Annotated in this window: 11 protein-coding genes and 2 tRNA genes; 9 read left to right on the forward strand and 4 right to left on the reverse strand. The window is 64.0% G+C overall.

What is annotated here, in order from left to right; all coding sequences use genetic code 11:
* Window positions 1-3 precede the first annotated feature (3 nt).
* From LLH00_15850 to LLH00_15860, 3 genes are all read right to left on the reverse strand, one after another.
* Window positions 4-1,563 (reverse strand): trypsin-like peptidase domain-containing protein, encoded by a 1,560-nt coding sequence (locus LLH00_15850; GenBank protein ID MCE5272755.1) that lies wholly within the window; start codon window positions 1,561-1,563, stop codon window positions 4-6.
* Window positions 1,560-2,372, reverse strand: a complete 813-nt coding sequence (gene truA, locus LLH00_15855) for a tRNA pseudouridine(38-40) synthase TruA (protein ID MCE5272756.1) — start codon at window positions 2,370-2,372, stop codon at window positions 1,560-1,562. Before truA ends, LLH00_15850 begins: the two co-directional genes overlap by 4 nt.
* 78 nt (window positions 2,373-2,450) lie before the next feature.
* Window positions 2,451-3,257, reverse strand: a complete 807-nt coding sequence (locus LLH00_15860) for an energy-coupling factor transporter transmembrane protein EcfT (GenBank protein MCE5272757.1) — start codon at window positions 3,255-3,257, stop codon at window positions 2,451-2,453.
* Window positions 3,258-3,485: 228 nt separating this feature from the next.
* Here LLH00_15860 and LLH00_15865 point away from each other — a divergent pair, with 228 nt between their 5' ends.
* The 7 genes from LLH00_15865 to LLH00_15895 all read left to right on the forward strand — a co-directional run bounded on the left by LLH00_15865 (window position 3,486) and on the right by LLH00_15895 (window position 16,084).
* Window positions 3,486-6,074 (forward strand): hypothetical protein, encoded by a 2,589-nt coding sequence (locus tag LLH00_15865; protein MCE5272758.1) that lies wholly within the window; start codon window positions 3,486-3,488, stop codon window positions 6,072-6,074.
* Between the two features lie 479 nt (window positions 6,075-6,553).
* Entirely contained in the window at window positions 6,554-8,233 is a 1,680-nt protein-coding gene (locus tag LLH00_15870) for a thiamine pyrophosphate-dependent enzyme (protein ID MCE5272759.1), read from the forward strand.
* A gap of 232 nt (window positions 8,234-8,465) precedes the next feature.
* Window positions 8,466-9,563 (forward strand): flavodoxin-dependent (E)-4-hydroxy-3-methylbut-2-enyl-diphosphate synthase, encoded by a 1,098-nt coding sequence (gene ispG / locus LLH00_15875; protein MCE5272760.1) that lies wholly within the window; start codon window positions 8,466-8,468, stop codon window positions 9,561-9,563.
* 66 nt (window positions 9,564-9,629) lie between these two features.
* Window positions 9,630-9,704: transfer RNA gene (locus LLH00_15880), tRNA-Arg, on the forward strand.
* Window positions 9,705-10,614: 910 nt separating this feature from the next.
* Entirely contained in the window at window positions 10,615-12,351 is a 1,737-nt protein-coding gene (locus tag LLH00_15885; GenBank protein MCE5272761.1) for a DUF4091 domain-containing protein, read from the forward strand.
* Window positions 12,352-12,397: 46 nt separating this feature from the next.
* Complete coding sequence (locus LLH00_15890) at window positions 12,398-14,323, forward strand: MBL fold metallo-hydrolase (protein MCE5272762.1); 1,926 nt, start codon at window positions 12,398-12,400, stop codon at window positions 14,321-14,323.
* Window positions 14,324-14,377: 54 nt separating this feature from the next.
* Window positions 14,378-16,084 (forward strand): sodium/solute symporter, encoded by a 1,707-nt coding sequence (locus LLH00_15895; protein ID MCE5272763.1) that lies wholly within the window; start codon window positions 14,378-14,380, stop codon window positions 16,082-16,084.
* A 402-nt stretch (window positions 16,085-16,486) separates the two neighbouring features.
* Here the strand turns inward: LLH00_15895 and tadA are convergent, their stop codons facing one another.
* A complete protein-coding gene (gene tadA, locus LLH00_15900) occupies window positions 16,487-16,972 on the reverse strand; it encodes a tRNA adenosine(34) deaminase TadA (GenBank protein ID MCE5272764.1) in 486 nt (161 codons plus the stop codon).
* 205 nt (window positions 16,973-17,177) lie between these two features.
* On the opposite strand from tadA, the gene LLH00_15905 reads away from it, so the two are divergent.
* Window positions 17,178-17,253 (forward strand) — tRNA-Ala (locus LLH00_15905).
* Between the two features lie 98 nt (window positions 17,254-17,351).
* Window positions 17,352-17,669 (forward strand): glycoside hydrolase family 20 zincin-like fold domain-containing protein (locus LLH00_15910; protein ID MCE5272765.1); only part of this gene is annotated, 318 nt, incomplete at its 3' end.

The following is a 17,669-nucleotide window of genomic DNA, read 5'->3' on the forward strand; positions in this document are numbered from 1 at the left end:
GGCTCAGCCGGTGATGTAGCGCCGGATGCTGCGGTTGTCGCGCTCGATGAACAGCACCCCGTAACGCCCGCGCGGGATATCGGCCAGGATTTTAACCGCCTGCTCGGCGTTCTTGATCTGCACGTTGCCGATCTGGTAGAGGACATCGTACTGCAACAGCGTGCCGGCTGTCACCAGGTCGGAGTCGGTGATCTCGAGGATCACCGCGCCGTGGTCGACCCGCACCTCGAGTTGGCTGCGCACCTCGGGGGTGAGGTCGATCATCGAAAATCCCAGGCCGGTGCGGTAGCGCTCGGCGCGGTCGGTGGGCTGCTCGACCGGGGTGAGCTGCACGCTCGTGCTGCGGCCATCGCGCAGCAGGCTCAGGCTCACCGGTTCGCCCACGCGCACGTCCAGCATCTCGCCGGCCCAATCCTCGCTGGAGCGCACACGCCTTCCGTTCAACTCCGCGATCAGATCGCCGGGGCGGACCGCGCCGCTGGCGGCGGCAGGGGAGAGCCGCTGCACATCCGCCACCAGCACGCCCTGGTTGTACTCGCCCTCCTTGTAGCCCAGCCCGGCGGCAATCTCGCGGCTCAGGTCCTGGACCCGCACGCCCAGCCAGGGGTGGCGGACCTTGCCGCCGCGGATCAGGTCCTCGGCGATCCGCCGAGCGCGGTTGATCGGGATGGCGAAACCCATGCCCACCGAGCCGCCGCTCTGGGTGAAAATGAACGTGTTGATCCCCACCACCTCACCCAGGGCGTTGAGCAGGGGGCCGCCCGAGTTGCCGGGGTTGATCGCGGCGTCGGTCTGGATCATGTTGGCGTAGACCTTGCCCTCGGCGCCGCGGTCTGGGCGGATGTCACGGCCCACGGCGCTGATCACGCCCACGGTCACCGTGGGCTGGGGGTCATCCAGCAGAAGGCCGAACGGGCTGCCGATGGCGATGGCCCACTCGCCGATGCAGAGATCGTCGCTGTCGCCCAGCGGGGCCACGGCCGGCTGGGTCTTGCCGGGATCGATTTTCAGCACGGCCAGATCGGTGTTGTCGTCCTGGCCCACCAGGGCGGCGTCGAAAGTTTCGCCCAGGCTGGTCGAGACCTTGATCCCCGTGGCCTGGTCCACCACGTGCTGGTTGGTCAGGATATAGCCCCGGCTGTTGAAAATGAAGCCGCTGCCCAGGTTCTCCACCTTGCGCTCGCTGGGGATGTAGAAATAGCCGAAGAAATCGCGCACCGGGGTGTTGACCACCTGGGTCTGGGACACGGTCACGCTGACCACGGCCGGGGCCACGCGCTCGGCGGCGCGCACAATGGCGTTGCGCCGTCCGTTGCCCAGGGTCTCCTGGAGACTGTCCAGCCCGCGGCGGCTGTAGTCCGGGTGCTCCGACTCTCCCGCCCACAGCGAGCCTCCCAGGCTGAAACTGTCGCCCTCGGCTTCGGGCTTGACCGAGGAGACCGAGGGGGCCTGCGCGGTCCGGGCCGCGGGCGACGGGGGAACAGCCGGGCGTTGACGGAGAAGAGAGAAGACAAACAGGGCCAGAAGAGTGACCAGAAGGAACGAGATCAGGGAACTTCTCAACTGTCCTCCCAATTGTCGTCGAAATTGAACTCGGACGGGTAATCCACCCGCACCAGGGTCAGGCCGCAGGCTGGAGCAGGCACGGCCCTCATCCAGTGCGACTTTTCATCCAGGGCCGCGGTGAACTCCTCGTGTGAGGCTTTCCCCTCGGACACGGCCACCATCGCCCCCACCAGCATCCGCACCATCGAGCGCAGGAAACGGTCGGCCTGCACGTGAAAGACCCGCCCGTGCGCGTCACGCTCCCAGCGAGCCATATCTATCCGGCAGCGGTTGTGGGCCGTGTCACTGCCCCCGCGCTGGAACGCGCTGAAATCGTGCTCGCCGGGTAAGATCGCCGCACAGGCGTCCAGGGATTCAAAATCAAGACGGCCCAGGGGCAGCAGCCAGGCCCGGTTCCGCTCCAGCACGCTTTCCGGGTGCTGCCTTTCGGTTATCCGGTAGCGGTACTGACGGGCCGTTGCGCTGAACCGGGCGTGAAAATCAGCCACAGTCTCACCCAGTTGCCGCACCCGGATATCCTCGGGCAGGCGGGCGTTGAGCGCGCGCTCCAGCACAGCGGGCTCAAGGACGCTCCGCGAGTCCCAATGCGCCACCTGTCCCACCGAGTGCACACCGGCGTCGGTCCGCCCGGCCCCCGTCACCCGCACCGTCTCACCGGTAACCTCCAGCAGGGCGGTTTCAAGCGCCCCCTGCACGGTGGCCGCCCCGGGCTGGAATTGCCAGCCCGCGTACCCGGATCCGTCATAGGACACCCGGCAGCGAATACGACGGATGATGGGCTGCTCATCGGAGGTGTTATCAAGCATCGGCCTGCGCTCCGAATTCTGTTCGGAAACTAAATTATAACAAAAAACACTCAAAGTTGAAAGTCCCGGACGGTGCCCTCAGAGCCAGAGCCAGCCGCCGCAGATCGCGGTGCAGGAGAGTGTCAGCACGGCCCACTCCCAGGGCGCGGGCCGTGCCGCGGCGGGTGGGTGGACCGGGCGGAACGGGTTGTAGCCGCGGGTCAGCAGTCCCTGGGCCACCAGGCGCGAGCTGTGAAGGGAATAATGCATGTAGAGGACCATCACATCCACCACCCGGCGCGGGGCGGACATTGCGCGGGACAGGAACCCGCCTTGTCCGGCGCCGTTTCTTTCGCGCAGCACGAGCACCCGGTGGAACTGGCCCAGGCGTCCGGCGGCCTCGGGGAAAAAACGCAGGACCAGCCCTACGCTGAACGCGAATTGGCGCACCGGCACGTGCAGACGTTCGAGCGGGGCCAGCAGCGCGCTCAGGGCATCCACCACCCGCAGCGGCGGTGTGTAGAGATAGAGCCAGGCCGCCGCGGCCAGCACCAGGGCGATCTTGCCCAGCAGCAGCGCGCTGCGCCAGAGGGCCTGGAGCAGCTCACCCGCCAGGCCGGCCCCCCCGAACGAGACTCCGGACCACAGATAATAGCCCAGCACGAACAGACCCAGCACGCTCATCCCGCGAAGCGGGGCCAGCATGTGACGGGCTGCGGAGCGGGCCAGGGCCGCCCAGCCCAGCACCAGGACCGCCATAAGGGCCAGCCCGGCCGGGGTGGATACTTTCCAGATCGCCACCGAGAACAGGCCGGTCAACAGCACCTTGATCCGGGTGTCCAGGCAATGCGCCGGGCTGCGTCCCGGTGTGTAGCGCCCTAACTGAATGCTGCCGCCGACCGTCAAATTTTCCTCCGTTTCGCGCCGTTTCACTGCGGGGCAGGGAAGTTGATAAGCCCGCGGGGCGAATTTGTCAATAGAATCCGGGTCGTTCGCAAGGCTGGACAGGCAGAGGCGTTGCAAATATATTTTAAAGTTTGAAATCTTTGGCACTCCTCCCGCTCCGGATGCATCCGGAGCGCCGACTTAGGGATTGAATCAACAGTTCGTTCCGGAAAGGCTGACTGGACCGCGATGAGCAATGGACACAACGGCAAACTTGTCGAATCGGTGAGTGATAGAATTAGAAGGAACAAGATGGTGGTCGCGGCCCTGGACGCGCTCCGGGAGCGCCGTCCCGTGAGCGCCGCCCTCGACCCGGAGCAGATAACCGAGCTACATTCCCGCTACAGCCATTTCGAGGATTCGCTCGATAGCCGCGGGTTCCTGCGCTCCAGCCGGGTGGTGGTCACCGCTGTCGATACGCCCCGGCCCTACCTGCACCTGATAGGCAGCAACCATAGCCACGAGTACGGCACCTACGGCTCGTTCTGGGACCAGAGCTGCGGCGGGTTCTCCTGCCTGGACTCGGTCCTGGCCGGCAGCGTAACCTCGCACAAGGACAGCTCCTATGTGCCCACCGCCCCGCGCTCCACTGACCAGCGCCATTTCTGGCTGCGCGAACAGACTGAGGGCGGCTCTCCCGCGATCTGGCATGTCTTTCCACAGCGCGGTGTGCAGGAGGACTGCTACTCCGGGTTCCGTTGCGAGCAGGGCCTGGGGACCGTTAAAATTTCAGCACTCTGCAACGGCATCCGGGCCGAGCTGACCGTGTTCGTGCCGGTGGAGGGGCCGCTGGAACTCTGGCGCCTGAGCCTGTGCAACGAGTCGGGCCGCGCGCGCGCGCTGAGCCTGTTCCTGGCGGTGAACTGGGGCCTGGAGTCCTATCCGGGCTACTATTTCGACCCGCGCGTGGTCAGCCAGGGACGGCGTTACGAGGAGCTGAACGCCCTGGTGGCGCTCAACCGCGACCACAACAACAAGCACCCGCGCACCGGTTTCCTGATGAGCCGCGAGGCGTTCGACAGCTTTGACATGTCGGGTGAGGAATTCACCGGGGGCGGGCATTTCCGCCGTTTCCCCCAGGCCGTGGAGAACGGGTGCTGCCGCGGCTCGCTGGGCGTGCAGCCCTACCTGGGGCTGGTCTCGGCCATGCAGTTCGGGCTCAGCCTGAAAGCGGGGGAGAGCCGGGATTTCGATTTTCTGCTCGGCGTGACCGACAGCGACATTGAAAAGGGACGGATACACCTGGAGGGCCTGCGCAACGGCTATTTCCGTCCCGGCGGAGTGGAAAGCGAACTGGAGCGGCTGAAGGAAAACTGGGACGCACTGACCGGCGCGCACCTGGCCGCCACGGATGACACCGAGATCAACCGCTTTTTCAATGTCTGGTCCAAGTACCAGGCCAAGAACTCCGCCCGCTGGACCCGCGCCCTGGACAAGGTGGGCTATCGGGACATCCTGCAGGACCTGCTGGGGGTCAACTCGTTCGACCCGGAATACACCCGCACCATGCTGCCGGTGACCCTGCGCTACCAACTGGAGGACGGCCGCGCGGTGCGCCAGTTCGCCAAGTTCGCCGGCGCCCCGCATGACCTGCGCATGTACATGGATTCCAGTTCCTGGATACCGGACACCCTGGTCGGCTATATCAAGGAAACCGGGGATATGTCGATCCTGGAGCAGGAGGAGGGTTTCTACAGTTTCGAGACCGACCGGGTCGAGACCGCGCCCAAGGCCACGGTCTATGAGCATGCCCTGCGCGCGGTGCGCGGACTGTACGAGCATCGCGGGCTGCACGGGCTGTGCCGGATCGGCCACGGTGACTGGAACGACGCCCTGGACGGGGTGGGGCGGGATGACCGCGGGGTGAGCGTGTGGCTCAGCATGGCCCTGGTGTTCGCAGCACGGCGTATGCGCGAGCTGACAGTCCTCAAGGCCGACAGCGAGGGCACGGCCCTGATGGACCGCATAATAGCCGAGATGACCGGGGCGATCAACACCAAAGCCTGGGACGACGATCACTATGTCTACGCTTTCACCGGCGAGGGCATGCCGGTGGGCTCGGGACGCTCGGCAGAGGGCCGTATCCATCTGAATGTCAACACCTGGAGCCTGTTCAACGGGGTGGCCGAGGCGGCCGGGCGGTTGGACACGGTGCTCAAGTCGATCAGCGCCCTGGACACCCCCCTGGGGCACCTGCTCCTGTTTCCCTCCTATACCGAGAAAAGCCGCGGCATGGGACGTATCTGCGACATGGTGCCCGGCCAGTTCGAGAACGGCTCGATCTACACACATGGCCAGAGTTTCCTGGTCTACGCCCTCTGCGAGCTGGGACAGGGCGACCGCGCCCTGGAGGAACTCAAGAAGGCCCTGCCCGAGGCGAACCTGCCAGATATCGCCACCGGCCCGCCGCACCAGATCTCCAATTTCACCGTGGGGATCGAGCACGAGCATTTCGGGCGCAACCTGTACAGCAATTTCAGCGGGGCGATGGCCTGGCTGCGCAAGTCGCTCGACCGCATGTTCGGGCTTCTGCCACAGTTCGACAGCCTCGTGGTCGATCCGGTGGCGCCCTCGGCCTGGAAAGAGTTCAGGGTGCTGAAACAGTTCCGCGGCTGCAGCGTGGAGGCCCGTTTCCGTAACCCGCGCGGGGTCTGCCGCGGGGTGAAAGCCGCCGCGCTGGATGGCAAGCCGCTGAGCGTGAGCGACGGTAAAGTCTCGATCCCGGCCGCGAACCTGGCCGGGCGAAAAGATGCGCTTCTGGAGGTGGAGCTTGGCTGAGCCTCACTTGACAGGGCTCCGGAGCGTCGGTGCACCGAGACTGTCTTTGGCTCGGGACAGGGTCTGTCCGGAACCCCTGTCCGGCCTGCATACGGAACATTAGATGAACCCCGCGGCCAATGGTCGCGGGGTTTCGTTTTGCTGTCGAACGAAAAGCCGCCGCTTTGACAGTGCTTTTTGAACAGTAGTGACATCTCTTCCGGGAAAGGCTTTGTGAGGTTCGGATGTTTTGGTTAGTATATAGTCGTACAGAGGCGGACGACTTGCTGAACGCGGAGGAATCCCCTGCGTGAGGATGGCACGGGGTATACCTGCCCGTGTCCGGTTATTTGCGTTCTCGGAAATGTCGTCCACCAAGGAACGCAGGCGTGTTTCACTGTCTGAAAGATTTCAAGTTGCTCTCGAACCGTTTTGATAGAATATTGAAGTAGCCTTGCCTGCCCGGCTCTCCGGGCCGGTCCCACAAGAGGAGATACCCCATGACAGTCAAGGAATACCTCGCCGTCGTACTCAGAAAGCATGGAGTGGAACATATTTTCGGCGTGCCGGCCGATTTCGTGATCGAGTTCTTCAAATACCTGGACGAGGGCGAACTGATCCAGGCCGTGCGGATGAACGACGAGCCGCAGGCCGGGTTCGCCGCGGATGCCTACGCCCGGGTAAAGGGGCTGGGCGCGGTCCTGGTGACTTACGGGGCGGGCGGGTTCAAGGTGGTCAACAGTGCGGCCCAGGCTTATGTCGAGGAAAGCCCGGTGCTGTTCATCAGCGGCGCGCCCTCGCGCCAGGAGTATCTTCGCGGCGCCGACTTGCTCCACTATCGCATCCACCACGTGGTTAAGGACGCGGATGACCAGCTCAGGGTATTCGACCAGGTGACCGGCATGGCCGAGCGCATCGATGACATCTACACGGCCAAGAGCCGCATCCACCGCCTGATCGATTTCATCGTGGCCAATAAGCTGCCGGGCTATCTGGAGGTGCCGCGCAACATGTGGGGGGCCGAGTTGCCCGAGGACAACGCCTCCGACCGCTACCGCTACGAGCCACCCAAGACCGACTCGCGCTCGTTGAGCGATGGCCTGGCCGAGGCGGTGCGGTTGATCGACTCCAGCCACAGGCCCGTGTTCTGGGTCGACACCGAGGTCCAGCGCCACGGCCTGCAAGACAAGGTGCTCGAGATCGCCGACCGCTGCGGGATACCGATCTGCACCACTTTATTCGGCAAGAGCGCGATCGATGAGAACGAAACAATGCACCTGGGGGTCTATGTCGGGGCGCAGACCGCCTCCAACAAGTACGAGGACGACTCCGTGCGATGTTATGTCGAGACAAGCGACTGCGTGATCATGCTGGGGGTCAATTTCTCGGATTTCAATTTCGGGATCGGCACCGTGCACCTGTCCGAGAGCGCACACCTGATCAACGCCCGGCGCAACGGGCTAAAAGTCGACTGCGCCATGTACTCGGGAGTCCCGCTCTACGAGTTCGTGGCCGGCCTGGCCCGGTCCGGGCTTGCCAGGCACGAGTTTGTCGCGCCGCAGTCCGCGCCCGAGTTCGTGAAACCCGCAGAGGACACCCCCCTGGACTCGGACCTGTTTTTCAACCTGCTCAACCGGCGGATCACCACGGACACGATTGTCGTCTCCGACATCGGCGACTGCCTTTTCGGCGCGGGCAAGCTCGACACCTCGTTCACCCGGTTCCTGGCGCCGGGGGTCTACGGCAGCATGGGCTGGTCCGTGGCCGCGGCCCTGGGGGCCAAGGCGGCCGAGCGCAGCCTGCGGCCGTTCGTAATCGTGGGTGACGGTGCGATGGTGATGGGCCAGGAGTCGGTGCTGGCGAAGCTGAGCGAGATGAAATTCAACCCGGTGATCTTTGTGCTGAACAACCAGGGGTACGCCACCCTTGAGGGAGCGGCCCCTGGGCGTTACAATTACATACCGCTGTACAGCTTTGAAAACCTGGCCGCGGTTTACGGCGGGCAGGGGTTCGTGGCCGGCACGGTGGGTGAGTTGGAGCGGGTGCTCGACCAGGCTGCCGGAGTGACAGACGAGCCCTGGCTGGTCAACATTGTCCTGCCGCGGATGGGCCGGACCCGGGCGTTGAGCCGGGTCAGCTCCGAGCTGGGCAAGGGCGTGGGGCAGGGCGCCGGAGCTTGAGACGCGAGGTGAAATAAGGCGTTCAACCAATTGCGAGTAAAGCGATAAACTAAAAAGTGCTAAAATATAGCCGTCAAGCCGTGTAATGTCCAGCCCCCGTAGGGGCGGGTTTAAAACCCGCCCCTACAACTGATTGAATTTGAGAATTGTAAGTACATCGTCCGACTCGACAGGCTGTTGTGTCTTGTCGGAGAGATATTTCAAGGTGATTTTCAACGTGAAAGGCGTTCAGGTGAAAGACTCCTCTCCGCTCAGCCCGCGCCGTCAGACACGCAGTGTCAAGGTCGGACCGCTCCGGATCGGCTCGGCGCACCCGGTGCTGGTGCAGTCGATGACCAACACCGACACCCGGGACGTGGCCGCGACCCTGGCCCAGATCGAGGCCCTGCAGCGGGCGGGCTGCGAGCTGGTCCGTCTGGCAGTGCCCGACAGCGGCGCGGCGGCGGCCCTGGGGGAGATAGTGAAAGCCTCGCCTCTGCCCGTGGCCGCGGACATCCACTTTGACCACCGTCTGGCCCTGGCCGCTCTGGAGGCCGGGGTGGCCAAGCTGCGGCTGAACCCCGGCAATATCGGGTCAGCCGAGCGGGTGCGCGCGGTGGCCCGCGAGGCCTCCGCACGCAAGGTGCCGATCCGGATCGGGGTCAACGCCGGCTCACTGGAGAAATCGCTGCTGGAGATTCACGGCGGCCCCACGGCCGCGGCCCTGGCCGAAAGCGCTCTGGGCCATTGCAGCCTTCTGGAGGACTGCGGGTTCTGCGATATCGTGGTCTCGCTCAAAGCCTCGGATGTGCCCACCACGGTGCGCGCCAACCGCATTTTCGCCGCGCAGCGGGATTACCCGGTGCACCTGGGAGTGACCGAGGCCGGCACCCGTTTGCGCGGGGCGGTCCTGAGCGCGGCCGGCCTGGGTATCCTTCTGGCCGAGGGGATCGGGGACACGCTGCGGGTGAGCCTCACCGCCGACCCGGTGGAGGAGATCGGCGTGGCCTGGCGTATCCTGACCGCCCTGGGGCTGCGCAAGCGGGGAGTGGAGATAGTTAGCTGCCCCACCTGCGGACGGACCGAAATCGACCTGATCGGGATGGCCGAGGAGGTGGAGCGCCGTCTGGCCGCGGTGGACAAGCCGCTCACCGTGGCGGTGATGGGCTGCGTGGTCAACGGCCCGGGCGAGGCGCGCCAGGCCGATTTCGGGATCGCGGGCGGGAGAGGATCGGGGCTGGTGTTCCGCCGGGGCGAGATCGTGGCCAAGGTGAAAGAGAGCGAGCTGGTGGACACGCTGGTGCGGCTGATCGAGGAGGATTCGGCTGATACGGACGCCCGGAAAGCATGAACCTTGCGCCGTGCGGCGGCCGGTGCTAAATTCACGGCCTGCAACGTTGAATAGATGACGACAATTGCCCCCGTAGCTCAGTGGATAGAGCATTGGTCTCCGGAACCATGTGCGGCAGTTCGATTCTGCCCGGGGGCACCATATAGAGAAAGGCCGTCGAGCAGACGGCCTTTTTGTTTGATCCAGGCTTATCGCTTGAAGGTACAGAGCGTTGCCAGAGGTGCCTTGGCTCGTGTAGGGGCACGGCATGCCGTGCCCGATAGGCATTTACGTTCTCTTGGTTTCGGCCAAGAGAACCAGAAGCCATTTGGGGGCCGTAAACTCGCCCCGGCGTTGGCTGCTTTGTGACCAGCGGTGTGCACGCGGATTTCACACGCTGCCCTCGTTGAGGGGCGACGCTGGTGCTGATTGCCCGCTCGGCCATGACGCTACGAATGTTTTCGGTGTGCACGGGGCCGCTACTTCGCTCCACTGCGCAGGCTCAAACATACGGCCCCCGGCGGCCCTGCGGACCGCGGGCGGGAAAAGGCACAACTCCGCATCTTCTTATTTCAAGCGAACGCGCATACCTAATATCCGAGGTGAAACCCGTTGGCCGCCGCAGTTGTCTCAGAGGGCCGCGCATGTTCGAGCCTGCACCACGGGCAGCGTGGAATTGAACGTGAAACGGACCGGGTAGAAAGCGTTCCACTGCTCGGCGGCGATTCGCGGCAGCGCCGCCGCTAAACCGAAGCAGTGGAATCACTGCACCGTAAACACTCAAGCTTGAAACAGAGTCGTAGCGGGGACGAGTTCGCGGCCCCCGCTGGCTTTGCTTCTTTCGCCGAAAACGAAAGAAGAAGATTTTGAAACCCTGTCGCAGAAACAAAATCTGTCGAATTGATTTTCAGTTCGGACAGGTGGGGAGTGAAGCTTCGTTTCCTCCCCGAACGAAAGCCTTGCCATCGCCCCGGCCCCACGCAATATTGAGCCCCGCATCCGCTTGCATTTGAATCCCGCGCATTCCCCATGCGCGCGTGCCTGCCAGTCAATACTCTCCCGGAGTGAGCGCATGAAAAGCACCCTGTCTGTCCTGGCTCTCCTGACGCTCTGCGCTGCCGCCTCTCTTTCCGCCGCCCGCTCCGTGTATGTGGTCCCGGCGGAGAACCGTGTCCGCATGCTGGATGAGAAAATCCCCACCAGCGATTTTCTCTGGTCCGCGCGCGAGAATGTAATCAAGCTGGCCGGGGCCGGGGGCGAGCGCCTTCGCTTTCAGGTCGTGGCCGCGGTGGAGCGCGACACCCTTCGCCAAGTGTGCTTCAAGTGGGGCGAGCTGAAATCCGGCCAGTCGGTGTTGCCCGCCGCGGCGCTCAAGCCGTTCCTGGCCGCCCTGGTGCGGGTCTACGCCCCCAGCGGCAAGGAGGGCGCTGTCGGCTGGTTCCAGGACCCGCTCGCCCCGCTGGCCGAGCCGCTGGACATATTCCCTGACCGCTGGCAGAGCCGCAAGGACCAGACATTCTGGCTCGAGCTGGACATCCCCCGCGGGCAGCCAGCCGGGGTGTACGAGGGCGCGCTCGACATTGTCTGCTCGGACAGCCTGCTCGCCCATCTTCCCCTGCGCCTGACTGTCCATCCGTTCGACCTTCCCGCATCCGGCCACCTGTTCGCCCTGTTCAACTGCAGCAAGGGCTGGCTGGGACGCTATTATACCGAGCGACGCCTGCAGGGACGCAGCCTGGATGACGTTCTGGCGCAGTATTTCGATTTCATGCTCGACCGGGGAATCCAGCCCTGGTTCAACCCGCTCCTGCAGCCCAAGACCACGGATAAGGAGGACGGCCTGAGCCTGGAATGGCCCGACCCGGCGCTGGAAAAGCACTACCTGAACCACCCGGCCTACAGCCGGGTGACTTTCCCGGCCCGTCCGCGGGGTCTGGATGACGACGACGATAACGGGGGAGAAGAGGGCCTCTCGCCCGCGGCCGAGCGCAAGGTGAAAGACTGGGTGGGCGGAATCTACGAGCATTACAAGGCCAACGGCTGGCTGGACAAGCTCACCTTTTTCGGGCCGATCGACGAGCCCAATTCGCGCGCGGCCTACGAGGATCTGATCCGCTGGGGCCAGATTGTGCACGAGGCCGCCCCGGGTGCGGGCTACCAGGTGACAGAGCAGCCACTGCCCCAGGAGCCTGACTGGCCGCCGCTTTCCTCTGTGGCTACGGACTGGGTGGTGCACGGCTCCAACCTGGAGAGTAACCGGGAGGAGATAGCCCGCCTGATCGGCCGGGGCCAGCACGCGAGCTGGTACATCTCCTGCGACCAGCTCTACCCGATGGCCAACTATTTCATCGACATGACCGCCGCCGACTCGCGGGCCGTGGCCTGGATCACCCGCCGCTACGGCATGCAGGGCATGCTCTACTGGGCGGTGAACTACTGGCCCGAGGTGGTGAGTCCCTGGCGCGACCCGGTGACCTGGAAACGCTCGGAGTGCAACTCGCCCCTGGCCGGCGAGGGCTCGCTGCTCTACCCGGGCGAGGAGATACGCTCCTACTGCAGGCAGCCGGATGTGGCCGGCCCGGTCAGCTCGGTGCGTTTCGAGATGCTGCACAAGGGGATGCAGGACGTGGAATACCTGTTCCTTCTCGACTCCCTGGGAAGAAAAGCGGATGCCGACCGTCTGTGCCGCGACATGGTGATCTCGGCCGAGGTGTTCTCACGCGAGCCGGAGCGCTACGAACAGGTCAAGGCCGAGGCGGCGCGCCTGATCGCCGAGACGCTGAAAAAGAGCAAGGGCAAATTGAAATAATTTAATGCGATACGGTTTAGTCCTGATGTAATACTGGAGGTGATTCATGCGTCTGATGGCTGGTCTTTTGCTGTCTCTTCTGGCCTTGTTGCCCACCTCGGAACGCTCATTTGCGGCAGCGGGCACGCTTTCGGTCGGGCGGCTCGAACGTCTTTCCGAGTCGCTCTGGTGCCTGCACGAGGCCTGCAATGTCTATATCGTGAAGCGTGGCGAGCGGGCGCTCATAATCGACAGCGGCGAGGGCGCGGTCTTGGGCTGCCTGGACTCCCTGGGGATTAAACAAGTCGACTGGGTGCTCCAGACCCACAGCCACCGCGACCAGTGCGGGGCCACCGCAGAGCTGGCCGCGCGCGGGGCGAAAGTGGCGGTTCCGGAGGCCGAGGCCCGCTTTTTCCGGGACATTGAGAGCTACTGGGACAGTTTCGGCCTTTTCATTCGCTACCAGTTCCAGCCCGACACCTACCAGCCCAGGATAAATATCCCGGTCGATCTGGCCCTGGCTGACCGGGACAGCCTCCTCTGGCAGGGTCTTACTTTCCGCTGCCTCGCCACTCCCGGCCACACGGTGGGCTCGGGGAGCTGGCTGGTCCGGCTCGACGGTCACGGCCTGGCTTTCACTGGCGACATGATCTACTCCCCCGGAAAGCTCTGGAACCTCTACAGTTTCGACCATCGCTACTGGGACGGCGGGTTCGAGGGTGTGACCAAGGACCTGGCGGGCTTACAAAAAGTGATAGACTCGGGCGCTCAGAGCCTTTTGCCCTCGCACGGCGTGCGGATGGATGAACCAACCGCAGCGGCGGCCGCGCTGCGGGAGAACCTCGCGCGCCTGTACGACCTCGACCCCGCGCCCGAGCTTGAGGAAAGGGCCAGCCGCACCCATAGCGAACCTCCAAGGCGCTGGACCCGGGTCAGCGAGCACCTCTACCATGTCCGTCCCACCTCGTTCCTGCTGGTCGCTCCGGACTCCAGCGCGATGTTCTACGACTACTACGCCATCCCGGAAATAAAAGAGCCCGAGTACTACGACTCGATCCTGCCCGTGCTGGCTGAACTGGGGGTCAAGCGTATTGATCTTGTCATCCCGAGCCATTTCCACGAGGACCACATCCGCGGCATCCCCGACCTTCAGCGGCGCTACGGGGCGAAAGTCTGGGTCTTCCAGAACATGGCCGACCTGCTGGAGAACCCCTCGCGCTACAACCTCTGCTGCGTGGCCCCTGAGCGGATCGTGGCCGACCGCGTGCTGCACGACAGCGAGATAATCTCATGGAAAGGCTACCAGTTCACGGTGGTGCACTTTCCAGGCCAGACTTTCTATCACCAGGGAATGTATGGGATTATCGACGGCCGCCGGGTGTTTTTCACCGGGGACACGGATGTTTACTCTGCGGGAGACTACAACCTTTACCACCGCAGCCGGAAGCTGCACGGGATCAGCACTTTCCTCAATTACTACCTCCTGGAGCCGGGCCGGGGCTACCTCAAGGCCCTGCAGCGCCTGATCGATTTCAACCCCGAACTGCTGCTCTGCGCCCATTCCGGAGCCAAGCCGGGCAACGCGGAGATGTACCGTCTGAACATGGAGGCCATGCTCCCGCGCCGCGAACTGGTGGCCGCGGTCCTGCCTCAGCCCGACCCGAACGAAGGCTTCGATCCCAACCGGGTGCGGTTCTATCCCTACAGCCTGGACATCGCACCGGGTGAGGCTTTCGAGACCCAGGTCATACTGCGAAACCACCGGACTGAGGCGGTCGAGGCGCGCCTGTCGCTGGAGGCGCCCGCGGGCTGGAGCGTGGAGCCGTCGGTTGCCCCGCTGCGGGTGGCGGGCAAGGACGAGGCCGGGGTGCGGTTCACGGTGAAACCCGGAGCCAAGCCCGACGGGCGACGACGCACGGTGATCACCGCGCAGGTCATTCAGGACGGCGAGGATCTGGGCGAGCCGGCCGAGATGCTGCTGGAATGGAAATGAGAGCGGACAGAGCAAGCATATAGCGTTGAGAGTGTCAATCACAACGGAGGGAGAATGGCCCTGGCCTCGCGTCTGGATCTGTTGGTCATCGCGGTCTACATGGCCCTGATGCTTCTGGTGGGTGTACTGCTCTCGTATTACAACAAAACCGACAGCGATTTTTTCAAGAGCGGGAACAAGCTGCCCTGGTGGCTGTCGGGCATCTCGCTGTTCATGAGCATGTTCAGTGTCTGGACATTCACCGGTGCGGCGGGTCTGGCCTGGCGCGCACCCGGCGTGGCGGTGATCATGTACCTGACCAACGCCCTGGTGGTGGTGGCGTTCGCCTGGTTCCTGGCCGGGCGCTGGCGCCGCACCCGCGCGGTGACGATCATGTCCTACCTCTCCGAGCGCTACGGCGTGCCGACCAACCAGCTCTACTCCTGGACTCATCTGGCGGCCTGTATCGTGCAGGCCGGGGTGCAGCTCCTGGCCCTGGGGACTTTCATCTCAGTGGCCATGGGTACAGACCTGGCGGCCACGATCATTGTCAGCGGCCTGGTAATCACGATCTATTGCTTCATCGGCGGACTCTGGGCCGTGGTGGTCACGGACACCCTGCAGTTCATCGTGCTTTTTGCCTGCGCGGTGGTGGTGATGGTGATCGGCGTGCACGAGGTCGGGGGCCTCGAGGGCTTCGTGACCCGCGCCCCGGAGGGCTGGTGGAATATTCAGAGCGGAGATTACAGTTGGGCCTACATCCTGGCCTACTCTGTGATCATGTTCTTCGCGTTCGGCAGCGGCGCGCCGGCGCAGAGATACTTCTCGGTGCGCAACGAGCGCGAGGCGCGCAAGACCGCGCTGGTCACGATGGTCTTGTTCGCGTTCTCGCCGGCGCTGTTTTTTATCCCGCCCATCGCCGCGCGCCTGACCGGCCTCGACCTGTCGCAGGTTTCGATCGGCCTCAACGCCCCCGAGGAGGCGGCCTATGTCGGGTTCTGCCTCAAGTACCTGCCGCACGGGGCGCTGGGGATCATGCTCTCGGCCATGCTGGCCGCCACCATGAGCTCGCTCAGCGCCGTGTTCAACGCCTACGCCGGGGTGATCACCGAGGACCTGATCCGTCAGGTGTTCTGGAAAAAAGCCTCCGGCCGCAAGCTGCTCCTGCTGGGAAGGGCGATGACCGCGGTGTTCGGCCTGCTGATCATCGCCTCGGCAGTGGTGCAGTCGCGCACCAGCCACGGGGTTTTCGAGCTGATGATGGCCTTCTCCGGGGTGGTGCTGGTGCCGGCCGGGGTGCCGGTGGTGTTCGGCCTGTTCTACCGCCGCTCCCCGCGCTGGGCGGCCATCGCCTCCTACAGCACCGGCCTGGCCCTGGGGCTCCTGTACCTCAAGTTCGGGACCAAGCCCACATTCACCCAGCAGGTGTTCGTGATCGGCGGGATCAGCACCCTGATCTATTTCCTGCCCGGACTGTTCCTGCGGCCCAAAGGGTCCTACCGCGAGCAGTTGGACCGCTTTTTCACCAAGCTTTCCACTCCGATAGCCCCGGAGGAGGTGGGCGAGTACCGTCAGACCGACCTGGGCAGCTACCGGATCACCGGCTGGATCACCCTGACTATGGGCGTGATGGGCATGTGCCTGGCCGCTACCGGCGGGAGCGCGAGGGACAGCCTGGTGAACCTGGGGGTGGGGGGGCTCATTTTCCTGATCGGGGCGGTGATGCTGGCCGGGAGCTGGATTGCGCAGCGGGTGCGGACCGCACGCGCGCAGGGGAATTGAGAGGGATAAATGTAGGGGCACGGCGTGCCGTGCCCGAGATGAGTTTTTGTTCTCTTGGTTACGGCCAAGAGAACCAGAAACCATAGGGGGCCGCAAACTCGTCCGTACCACGACTCCGCTTCTGGCTATGGTGTGCCCGAGGATTTTCTTCGCTGCCGCGTTGCAGCGGCGGCGCTGCCGCGAATCGCCGCCGGGCTGTGCGTCACTTTCAACCCTGGCCGCTTTACACTCGACTGCACGCTGCCCTGGCGGGAGGCTCAAACAGGTGCGGCCCCCAAAGGCTGAACTGCGGCGGCCTGACAGCCGCAAGCGAGTTTAGCCGCCTTGGACGCCTGGCGGTGTCGTAGGGTCGGGTTTTAAGCCCGTCCCTGCATTTTCTGCGGTCGGCAGAACGCGATTCCGTTACTGCGGGCCTTGCCGGCCCCGGCCGTTTTGACGAAGCTCGCGGAAAAAATTCTTGAGCAGCTTTTCGGATTCTTCTGCCAGCAGGCCCTCGACCACCTCCACCCGGTGGTTGAACCGTCTGTCGCGCACCAGGTCGAACAGGCTCCCGCAGCAGCCGAACTTGGGCTCCCGGGCGCCGTAGACCAGCCGTCCCACGCGCCCCAGGACAAGCATCCCGGCGCACATCACGCAGGGCTCCAGGGTCACGTACAGGGTGCAGGAGTCGAAATACCAGTGGCCCAGAGATTCTGCCCCCTGGCGCAGGGCCAGCGCCTCGGCGTGCGCGGTGGCGTCCTGAAGGCGGCGGGTAAGGTTGTAGCCCCGGCCGATCACCTGCCCGTCGCGCACCAGCACCGCGCCTATCGGCACCTCATCCTGGGCCCCGGCCCGGGCTGCCTGCTCCAGGGCCAGGCGCATAAAATATTCATCGCGGTTTTCGGACATGCGTTTTATCTTTGAAGTAATTGGTTCAGGTTGCGTCCAATCTGTTAAAATAATTGTGTCGTGGAGCCGGGCAAGGTTTACGGTTACAGTCCCCAGAGGCGACTCTCCCCCTCGCGGCTGGGACAACCCGCCACTTTAGCCTTTACAATCCGGCCGGAAAAGCTTAATATATTGCACGCGGAAGGTGTTGAGAGTGAAAACCCTTGGGGCAGTAGCTCAGATGGGAGAGCGCATCCCTCGCACGGATGAGGCCGTCGGTTCGACTCCGATCTGCTCCACCATATAGAAAGCTGCGGGTTCATTCCTGCAGCTTTTCCTTTTTTAAGACGGTTTTGAATCTTTTTCAACCCGCAACTGCGAGGTGGAAATGGGGAGAGGAATGTTGTTTCCAGCCTTGATCGCCTCAGGCCTGCTGTTCTCTGCGATGGCCCTGACTGCCGCGGAACAGAAAAGCGCCTCAGTGTCGATCATCCCGCGTCCGCAGGAACTGACCGAAACCGGAGCTGAGTTCAGCCTGGGCCAGTCCTGCACGATTTTCACGGACAGCCGTTTCCAGGCCGAGGCCGCCTACCTGTGCGCCCGTCTGGCCGGGCCCACCGGGTTCAGCCTGGCAGTCAAGCCGCTGGAGGGGAAAGCCAATCCCAAAGGCTCGATAGTCCTGGCCTGGAGCGCGGACAGCACGCTCGGGGCCGAGGGC

It is taken from the genome of bacterium (assembly GCA_021372515.1).
In the GTDB taxonomy this organism is placed as follows: Bacteria; Gemmatimonadota; Glassbacteria; order GWA2-58-10; family GWA2-58-10; genus JAJFUG01.

Coding starts and splice junctions, on each gene's coding strand:
- truA (MCE5272756.1), bottom strand. CDS start 2,372: ATGCTTGATAACACCTCCGATGAGCAGCCCATCATCCGTCGTATTCGC.
- LLH00_15865 (MCE5272758.1), top strand. CDS start 3,486: ATGAGCAATGGACACAACGGCAAACTTGTCGAATCGGTGAGTGATAGA.
- LLH00_15870 (MCE5272759.1), top strand. CDS start 6,554: ATGACAGTCAAGGAATACCTCGCCGTCGTACTCAGAAAGCATGGAGTG.
- LLH00_15885 (MCE5272761.1), top strand. CDS start 10,615: ATGAAAAGCACCCTGTCTGTCCTGGCTCTCCTGACGCTCTGCGCTGCC.
- LLH00_15890 (MCE5272762.1), top strand. CDS start 12,398: ATGCGTCTGATGGCTGGTCTTTTGCTGTCTCTTCTGGCCTTGTTGCCC.
- LLH00_15895 (MCE5272763.1), top strand. CDS start 14,378: ATGGCCCTGGCCTCGCGTCTGGATCTGTTGGTCATCGCGGTCTACATG.
- tadA (MCE5272764.1), bottom strand. CDS start 16,972: ATGTCCGAAAACCGCGATGAATATTTTATGCGCCTGGCCCTGGAGCAG.